This window comes from Chryseobacterium sp. 2TAF14, assembly GCF_052115105.1.
Lineage (GTDB): Bacteria > Bacteroidota > Bacteroidia > Flavobacteriales > Weeksellaceae > Chryseobacterium.
On record NZ_JBFRGA010000180.1, the window covers coordinates 1 to 8,960 of the forward strand.

Here is an 8,960-nt window from a genome sequence, read left to right on the forward strand (position 1 = left end):
CTATTATCCCAAGACCTTTTTCTTATGATAATTCCGTTTATCTGGATGCGGGAATGCATATTCATTTTGTTTTGCCGTCATATTTTAAAAAATTTGACGATAAAGGAAATCTTCCCAAAGCTCCTAATCGCTGGTATATAAATAGAGAAAAAGACGGTAAAGAATGGATTGTTGAAAGTGACCACATCTGGAACATTAACGATCCTGAATTAAATAAATCTCAAACCTGCACTTATGTAGAAGAAGCGGAAAATAATTTTCACTTTAAATATATAGGAAGAAAATACAGGCTTGAAGATTGGGTTAATAAAGGAAATTCTAAAGACAATTATTTAAATAATCTCAGTGCTTTGGGATGGGGCAGTTTTTCATTTGACATCCATTACCCTAATTGTAGAAGTGTATTTGGCTTTTACGACGAAGAAGGAACAGAAAATGATGCTTACACAATTATTGGCTGGGTTGAAACCTATGCACAAAATATTGTGAATGAAAATATCGTAGCAGGTAAATTTCAGTTGAAGCCAAATGCAGCAAACGAAAATGAGGGATCATTTGATATAGCCATTGCCAATACTTTGCCGGAGACCCTTTCAGCGTTGATTATCAATACGAATAATCCTACCCTGTCAAAGCAGGATCTGCAAAAGCAGGAAGAGCAAATTGCTTCAATGATCAATTTTGATGAATTGAAAGGTCTGAATCTGGATTGGATTTCCAGACTGAGAAACAAGCAACACGAGCAGCAGTTTAATAAAACAGCGGGTACTACAAAATATGTATTGAATATTGTTGATGCTGATCATGAAGATTCAGTTCAGGAATATGATTTTGATATCAATCTGTTAGATTTTGAGCCGAGCAAAAGCATTGCCGATCAATATGAAAACATCCGGGAAAAATTAAACATTCTGAACGAATCTGCCTTATCAGACGAAATTATTCTGCCTGTTTTTGGAGGAATAAATTTATCAGAACTCACCAATATTTCTTTTAATGCGTCATTGGAAGATGAATTGGATTCTCTGAATAGATTATTAAACAACTGCGAATTGGAAACTTTCAGGCTACATACTAAAATTGAAAGCCTGTATCTGCATTGGTCTGCTTATTTAGGTGCTTTATTTTTAAACAAAAACAGGAACATCAATAAGCTTAAAGACGATTTGGCATTATTGATTTCTCAGATCAATATATTAAAAAAGAAAATTAAAAATGCAGAAGCTAATGTAGCTAAGTTACAACTGTTATTTTCTGAAAAAATATCCGGTTATTATAAAAAATACCGCGATTATGCAATCGTTAATTTTTTGGTGAAAGCACAGCATTCGGGTGATGCTGTTTCTCAAAAAGAACTTCAGAAGCTGCTGGATCTGAGATATAAAACACAAATAATCTTATCTAAAAAAAGCAGAACAGATTACTACAATGCATTACCTCCCAGTATCATTATTTCATCGCCAAAAAAGAATACGATATTTAACCTGTTTACCAATCCTTCTGTTCGAACAGATGAAAGGGTTTTTGCAGACATTAGAAGGTACTGCTTTATTTGAATTAACACTTTCAGATTTCAATAACCTGATGTTGCAAAGAAGTAACGGCCTGTCTGTTTTACCATTAATTCCCAACGGATTTGAGGATCATAAAGAATTAGCAAAAAGCATAGAAAGTTTATGCAAAGAATACTTCAGCGGCTTAAATCTTTTAACGCCAAACAGGTTATCTATATTTAATCCGTTTAGAAATGGCGCTTTTAAAATCAGCAGATTCAGAATTATAGACTCTTTTGGAAGAAACAAAACAATAGAGCCTCAAAAAATTATAACAACTCATGTGCAAAGGATCGAAAATAAAGATAACTGGGTAACATTACCGCCAAGATATCTGCAGGCTGCAGCAATGAGTCCCAGATTTACTAGCACAATAACCGACAAAAAAAAATCTTCCGTTCTGGGATGGATGGTTCCTGTTTATCTTAATCAAAGGATAGAATTTTTTGACGCCTTTGGAAAACATTTAGGAGCGGTAGATACAGAAGGTCAGTGGGAATCTTCCCCGTTTGATGTAAGCATTGCCCAGGAAAATGTGGGATATAAATCTGTTGTGAAAAATCCGCACCTTAAGAGAATTATACACTGGATCATAGAAAAGATTTGTAAATCTGATAAAAAAAATCAGTTTATAAAAGAATTGCAGAAAGCAATGGAACATACCGCTCCTGAAGATTATACAAACCCTTCCTTACTCGAGACGATTTCTTCTGTACCGATAGCTATTACTTTGGTTAATATTAATTTATTTACCAAAGGTGAGGCGCTCTATGATATCAATTATTCTGAGAATATCAGTATCAATACCTATGACAATCAAAGGAAATATGATAAGGTAAAAATCCCGATGTCTATTGGCGATTTAAATCAATATAATGACGGTGTATTGGCGTATTGGCATTATAATCTGAAGCCAGAAGACGAAAAAACAGATGAAAAATTAGGTGTAAAATATTTAGAAAGTAAAATTTACTTCAATAATGATGTCATCAAGAAAATAAACGATCGTTCTTATTCTTTGAAAGACTTTCTGAACGAAAACCCGATCGACGGCAGAAAAAAATGGAACGAAATTGAAAGCAGACCTATGTTTAACGCTGCGATCAGTTATAAAGGCCAGGATAAAGAAAGTTATCTAGCGCTCAATGACACGTTGAATGCATGCCAAAGATATGTGTTGATGCATCCTAAAGGCAATCTGAATATTAAAACCGGAATTTTGCCGGAAAAACAAATAAAGCTTCCTTTCAACAGAATTAAAAATGCCCTGAGAAAAATTGAACTTACGTTATTAACGGCGCCTGTTTTAACTCCGAAAGAAAATCTTCAGCTCTCTTTATCGAAAGATAATCGCTACGAATGGTCTTGGGTTGAGCTGGAAAAAAGAAACAAAAAACAACCTTTATCTGCTACAAATCCGCCCGTTAAAAAACGTGTCACTCAAAATTTAGCGATAGATTTTAGTCAAAATTTCGAAACAGAAAGCGATCTGAAATCTCCATTGTCAGATTTAAAAAACGATCATCTTCTGGTAAATGAGCTGATTGCATTTTTTCCAAATCAAAAGATATTTTTTGTCAACAGGGAAGAATTTGAGAAGAAAAATGAGAATCAGAGCTATCAATCAGAGCTTGTATTTATCAATGATACGATCACCAATCTGATATTTAAAGATGAAAATATGAAGTCGAAAAAAGTAGCATTAGATTTTAATAATTTCAAAACTAAAAAATATGCAGCGCTTAAAGACTTTCTTATCAGGGAAGAATATGTAATTCACACTCAGAACAGTTTGTTAAATGACGAAGTTTATTTTATTGATTTTGATAAAATAAGCCTGTTACAGTCGAAAAATGCATCTGATTTAAATGATTTTGAAAAAGATTTAATCGAGGTATTATCCTTCAAGGCGTCTAATAAAGTAATCTACCTTAAAGATCTGGTAAAAAAATTATATGCCTTCAATTTAGAAGATACATCCCTGATTTTAAAAAATAATTTTAAAAGTGCTTTAATTCAGAAAAAAATCATTCATCAGGATGCTTTTTATCCAGACGACGAGATTTATTTTATAAGCATTGGCGAATTAGAAAAAATTAAAGTAAAAGATCGTTTAGACGACCATGAAATGATGCTGCTAAAGCTGATCGAAAATAAATCTGAAGCAATCCTGCAAATCACTGATTTTAATACCAATTCCGGAGTTATTCCCAATCTGGTATTAAAGGAAGGATGGTTATCTATAAAATCGACTAAATTTTAAACATTATGGCAAAACTATTATACTACTTTCCTTTAGATAATTTGGTGAATAATGAAATTACTAATAACTATAAATCTCAGGTCCAGGCTGCTTTAGAAAATAAAAATATTGAGGTTGATTTTGATCAGCACAAAGGTTCTTTTTTGAATTTTAAAGATGAAAGCAAATTAGAACTTACATTTAAAAAAACGATAAATAAAGGAGGAACTTTAATCAATTTCTTTTTTAATTACGATAAAAAAAATAATAACGATACCATCAGTCTTATTACGATTGGGGACAAAGTATTGAGCGCCACAAAATCGAATAACAGAAATGCTGTTTCTTTTAAAAATAGCATTAAAGTAAATGATGCAGATTTTAAAATCAGGGAAAACAACTGGTTCAACGGTTCTGTATATTTTGATGAGGTGGGCAATCTTGATATTTACATTACAGAAGAAAATTTTTTACTCAACAGGAAACCTGTTATTTCGGTTAATAATTCTGTTGAAGGTCAAAATATGATGATCGGCGGTAACAAAGAAGGCGACCAGCTTAAAATTGCAGACTTATCTGTTTACACTGATGTTTCCCCGGATGAGGTAGAAAATATGATTAATAAATCGATACAAAAGCATCTTACGCTTTTATCAAAATCTACTTTAATTGATACCGTAAGCTTTGCCCTTACCAACAATACTGAATATGATAAATTAATTATCGAAAATGAGCAGCAGCCACTTTTCTTCGAATTTTTTCCGGGAGATATGACACTTGAGAATTATGATAACTGTGTGGCAAAACTTAAGGCTAAAAAAGGTTTTTTTAAATATCATAAAAATACAGAAGAATCTGACGGGATAGATGTTCCACTTAACCTTAAAGATCAGCAGGCTAATAATACAAATCTGAAGACAAAATTAGAAGGCGTATCCATCATCAACAGTTTAGAGCAGGAAAGGGTTTTGGTTCAGCTTGAAATTTATAATCTCACCCTTACGAAAGATGATTTTTCCCAGACTTATACAAAATCTCAACCCCTCATTATTGATAAAGTTTTTGAAATTTTAGATGTAAGAGGCGGAAGTGATTGTCCGTTTGAAGTATTTATTTTGGGGAATGATACCTTGTATAACGGCGCCGGAAACAACACCCAAACTGTAAACCTGATAATAAACAATATCTCTGATGAGGTTTTGAAATTTTCTGAGACGAGCGGCTTCCGAGTTTCGGGTAATTTCCTTGCCATCCTTGAGAATGATGTACAGCAAACCAATAATGCTAAACTGAAACAGTTCAGTTCTTTTACAGATATTCCTACAAAGCCAAAATCTACGAGTAACGATTTTTTGTATTGTCAGAAAGAATATGTATTAAATAAAGGCGAGTCTGTCATTTTAGAGATTTCAGGATTGAAGGCGAAGCAGCCTACCTCTGTAAATCCGTCCGGATCTTATCCTTTCTATTTAGAATATAAAAATATTGCGGGATACCGTAACGGCAAAGTGAAATTCTGTATAAAGACAGGTAAGATTTTTTATTCACTCTAAGTTTTAAAAATATGTCAGAAATTTTAAACGTAAATGAATTTGAAGCTAATCAGGGGAAAATTGATAAGCTGAATTCGGGAAGTGCCACGATCAATACTTTAGATTCAAAAAATAGTACAATCGGTACATTAACAGCAGATTTTATTAAGCTTAAAAATCAGATAGAAATATTAAGTGAAGAACTTAAAATTTTGAAAGGCGCTAAAGAATTAGTAAAGATTACTGCGAACAGAACAGATGTTAACAACGCTTTATATGCCAATAATGAGCTGGTTTCTCTTCCTGTAGGAGCCATTGTAGCATTCTACGGAGATAAGGTTCCGGAAGGATGGGCTTTTTGCGACGGTCAAAACGGGACGCCGGATCTGAGAAGCAGTTTTATTCAGGGCAGACAAGATCTTAATCAAAAAAACGGTCAGGTTTATAAATCTAATACCATCACTTTAAATGAAAGAAATATTCCACGAGTATGGAGTACCGTTACAATGAGTTTTTATAAAGCAGAAGCAGGTACAAACGGTAATAATTTTGATTTTTTAGGAACCAGAGCAACCTCCAGAAATCAGAATATTAAAAGAGACAATGGTTGGTGCTCCGATGAAAATATATCTGCAAGTTTTGCGATAGGACATGATTCACCAACTCCGATAGAAGTTCCCAATCCGCAACATGTAAAATTAGCCTATATCATGAAGATAAAATAAGAGTTGTAACTCTTACAATAGCAATCAACTGAAATCATAAAACATCAGACGAAAGTGATGATCTAATAAAAAGCTGTATTACCATGAAAAACTCATCTGAACTAAAAACCAATATCCAACTTGAGCTCGACGTCACCATAAAAGAGGTCGATCTCAAAATTATTGGAAATGTTACCCAATTAGATGATGATATTTCTGTAACGTCGCTTACCGGAAGTTTGCCTCATGTTTCAGAAAATATTTCTAAACTTTTAAAAGATGAAGGTGAGATAAAAGACAGTATTGCTCCATTTTTACCTAACGATCTCAATTTTGGGATTTATAAAATCTCAAACGAAAAAGAAAGTTTGTCAGCTTTCCAATTGGGAGCCAGATATTCAAAAGTTAAACTGAAAGGTGTTTTTTCTAAAGAATTCAAACTATTTTCGGTAGCGATTTCCGAAGCGATCACTTTTGAGAAAATGCCTTTGGTAGGAGGGTATGATTTTGAAAATCGGAAGCGGAGAGCAAAAAATTACTTTCCCCGGTTTTGACTTGTATGGTATAAAAGTTCCGGGTTTACCTGTTCTTAATTCAGATTCAGCAAAAAAAGAAAACAAAAGTACTTCCGGAAATATTCAGAAAGAAGAAAAAAAGCATTCATTAGTAAAAATTAATGAGGTAAAACCATCCATCGAAAACAACAAAATTAATATTGCGGTATCTGCAGATTTTAATGTCGGTCCTTTTGGTTTACAGCTTGTCGGGTTGGGAATTCAGGTTCCTTTTAGCGTTTTTCAGAATTTCAGTCTTGAAAAATTATGGAAAGAAGTTCAGTTTTTCTTAAAAGGTTTAGCAATTATCTATGATACACCTGCACTTTCAATAGCCGGAGCATTTTTGAGAGAAACAAATAACGGAACAGAAGAATACAATGGTTTATTAACTTTCAGGTTTGGTAAAATTGAGATCATTGCAATCGGATCTTATATCAAAACACCAACCTATTCTTCATTATTTGCTTTCGGATATCTGGGTATTCCGATTCCTTTGGATCCTGCTTTTTACATTCACGGGTTTGCGTTAGGATTTGGCTTAAACAGAGATTTTGTGATGCCCAATATCACTGAAATTCCGGATTTTCCTCTCATTAAAATTGTTCATCAGGGAGGCTTGAAGCAGGGGGATAATATTAAAAAAGTTTTTCAGGATCTAAATCGTTATCTGCCTGCAACCGAGAATAATTATGTAATCGTGGCAGGAATTAAATTTGATTCCTATAAAATGATTTTCACCACAGGAATTCTGGCAATTGCTTTTGGGAATAAAACATCTTTAAATCTTTTAGGCTTATCTACCATGAAGCTGGAAGGAGTTTATAATTTTGAATTTGCATTTTCTATGCGTGCAGATTTAGAAGAAGGTACTTTTTTAGCTCAGGGTCAGTTGACAGATAACACGTATGTATTATTGCCGCAGTTAAAACTGACAGGTGGTTTTGCCTTAGGAATGTGGCTGAAAGGAGATTTGGCGGGAGATTTTGTGTTTACTTTAGGAGGTTATCATCCTGATTTTAAAGTTCCTGTACATTATCCGAATAATACACCCCGTTTAGGTTACAGTTTTAATTTAGGTCCGGTTCAGTTTTATGGAAAAGCTTATTTTGCTTTAACGCCGAGCTGTATAATGGCTGGTTTAGCGGGCGGTTTGCGTCTTGTGCTGGATGGAGGTGTGGTGTATGCTGAAATCGGGGTTCTCTTCAGCGCAGATTTTATTATTTCATGGAAGCCGTTTTATTATAAAGCAGAGGTATATGTGCAGATTTATGCTAAAATTGTCGTAGATGTATGGTTGTTCAGCATCAATCAGTCTTTTAATTTAACGGCCAAATTACAGTTAGAAGGACCGGATTTCAGAGGTATTGCAACGTTTAAGGTTGTTGGTTACGAATTGGAAGTGAAATTCGGCGATCATCAAAAGCTTGTCAATAAATCATTAAGTAAAGAAGAGTTTATATCTGCTTTTTTACCGGATCCCGCTAAAATACTTACCTGTAATATAACATCAGGAATCATAAAAAAAGTAAAGAATACAAACGGAACCGAATCTGTAGTAGTGAATCCCAAAACGTTTGCTTTAGAAATTTATTCAGAAATTCCGATAACTGAAATAGAAGGGAATCAATTAGTTAATGAAAAAATAAGCGCCGAAAAAATTTATCCGGTATATACAGATTCTGCTCAGTTAGAGAATAAACTCGGTTTATCTGTTAAAGGAGCAACGAATGATTTCAGTACATTTCAGGGTTCTCCTATTTTAAAATCAGTTCCTACCTCGATATGGAATAATACCAATACATTTGCAAATAATGATGAGGTATTATCAAGTCCTAAATTATTAAAAGATGTCTGTAAAGGGATTCGTTTAGAATTTTCTAAAATAGAATCTAAGATTGATCCTGTAATGGTTTCTTTATATGATACCTGTGTGAAAAATTATGAAGATAGTTTTATGAGCAGCAAAACAGAGCACAAAGACAGTGCAGTAAAACTCAACAGCAGCATGATGACTATTTTTGACATTCTGGATGAAGATGAAATAGATTATACCGACTTAGAAAACTCTGTTGAGGTTTATAAATACAAGAAAAAATCTTTAGGAAAATACCAAATAGCTTAAAATGGCAAACGCAGAAACAGGAATTGCTCCGTCACATATACCCACAATCGTATCAGGAAAATACGAAATTAAGGGAAATCTACAAAATAACCTCAGTAACGCTCACGAACAGGCGGTTACCTTTTATGTGGCGGGTTACAATTATACGATTCCTCAGAATGAAGTATTAACCATGTATCCTCCAACGGAACATACGGGGAATTTTGCAGGCACTTTTCCGCATATACAATTTAGAAGAAGTACTTTACCA

General features: G+C 33.8%; 7 protein-coding genes. All 7 read left to right on the plus strand.

Going from position 1 to position 8,960, the window contains the following annotated elements:
- A partial coding sequence (locus AB4Y90_RS14980) for a coiled-coil domain-containing protein (RefSeq protein WP_441558341.1) occupies nucleotides 1-1,556 on the plus strand: 1,556 nt, incomplete at its 5' end.
- On the plus strand, nucleotides 1,513-3,816 hold the full coding sequence (locus AB4Y90_RS14985) for a hypothetical protein (RefSeq protein WP_441558342.1): 2,304 nt from the start codon (nucleotides 1,513-1,515) through the stop codon (nucleotides 3,814-3,816). The genes AB4Y90_RS14980 and AB4Y90_RS14985, both read left to right, overlap by 44 nt.
- Before the next feature lie 5 nt (nucleotides 3,817-3,821).
- Nucleotides 3,822-5,348, plus strand: coding sequence for a hypothetical protein (locus tag AB4Y90_RS14990; RefSeq protein ID WP_441558343.1), 1,527 nt, complete (start codon nucleotides 3,822-3,824; stop codon nucleotides 5,346-5,348).
- An 11-nt stretch (nucleotides 5,349-5,359) separates the two neighbouring features.
- Nucleotides 5,360-6,052 (plus strand): tail fiber protein, encoded by a 693-nt coding sequence (locus tag AB4Y90_RS14995; protein WP_441558344.1) that lies wholly within the window; start codon nucleotides 5,360-5,362, stop codon nucleotides 6,050-6,052.
- Between the two features lie 83 nt (nucleotides 6,053-6,135).
- The gene (locus AB4Y90_RS15000) at nucleotides 6,136-6,585 is read left to right on the plus strand and encodes a hypothetical protein (RefSeq protein ID WP_441558345.1); all 450 of its coding nucleotides are present in this window, start codon (nucleotides 6,136-6,138) and stop codon (nucleotides 6,583-6,585) included.
- Nucleotides 6,533-8,710, plus strand: coding sequence for a DUF6603 domain-containing protein (locus AB4Y90_RS15005; RefSeq protein ID WP_441558346.1), 2,178 nt, complete (start codon nucleotides 6,533-6,535; stop codon nucleotides 8,708-8,710). Before AB4Y90_RS15000 ends, AB4Y90_RS15005 begins: the two co-directional genes overlap by 53 nt.
- A 1-nt stretch (nucleotide 8,711) precedes the next feature.
- Nucleotides 8,712-8,960 (plus strand): hypothetical protein (locus AB4Y90_RS15010; protein WP_441558347.1); only part of this gene is annotated, 249 nt, incomplete at its 3' end.

Coding starts and splice junctions, on each gene's coding strand:
- AB4Y90_RS14985 (WP_441558342.1), top strand. CDS start 1,513: ATGAAAGGGTTTTTGCAGACATTAGAAGGTACTGCTTTATTTGAATTA.
- AB4Y90_RS14990 (WP_441558343.1), top strand. CDS start 3,822: ATGGCAAAACTATTATACTACTTTCCTTTAGATAATTTGGTGAATAAT.
- AB4Y90_RS14995 (WP_441558344.1), top strand. CDS start 5,360: ATGTCAGAAATTTTAAACGTAAATGAATTTGAAGCTAATCAGGGGAAA.
- AB4Y90_RS15000 (WP_441558345.1), top strand. CDS start 6,136: ATGAAAAACTCATCTGAACTAAAAACCAATATCCAACTTGAGCTCGAC.
- AB4Y90_RS15005 (WP_441558346.1), top strand. CDS start 6,533: ATGATTTTGAAAATCGGAAGCGGAGAGCAAAAAATTACTTTCCCCGGT.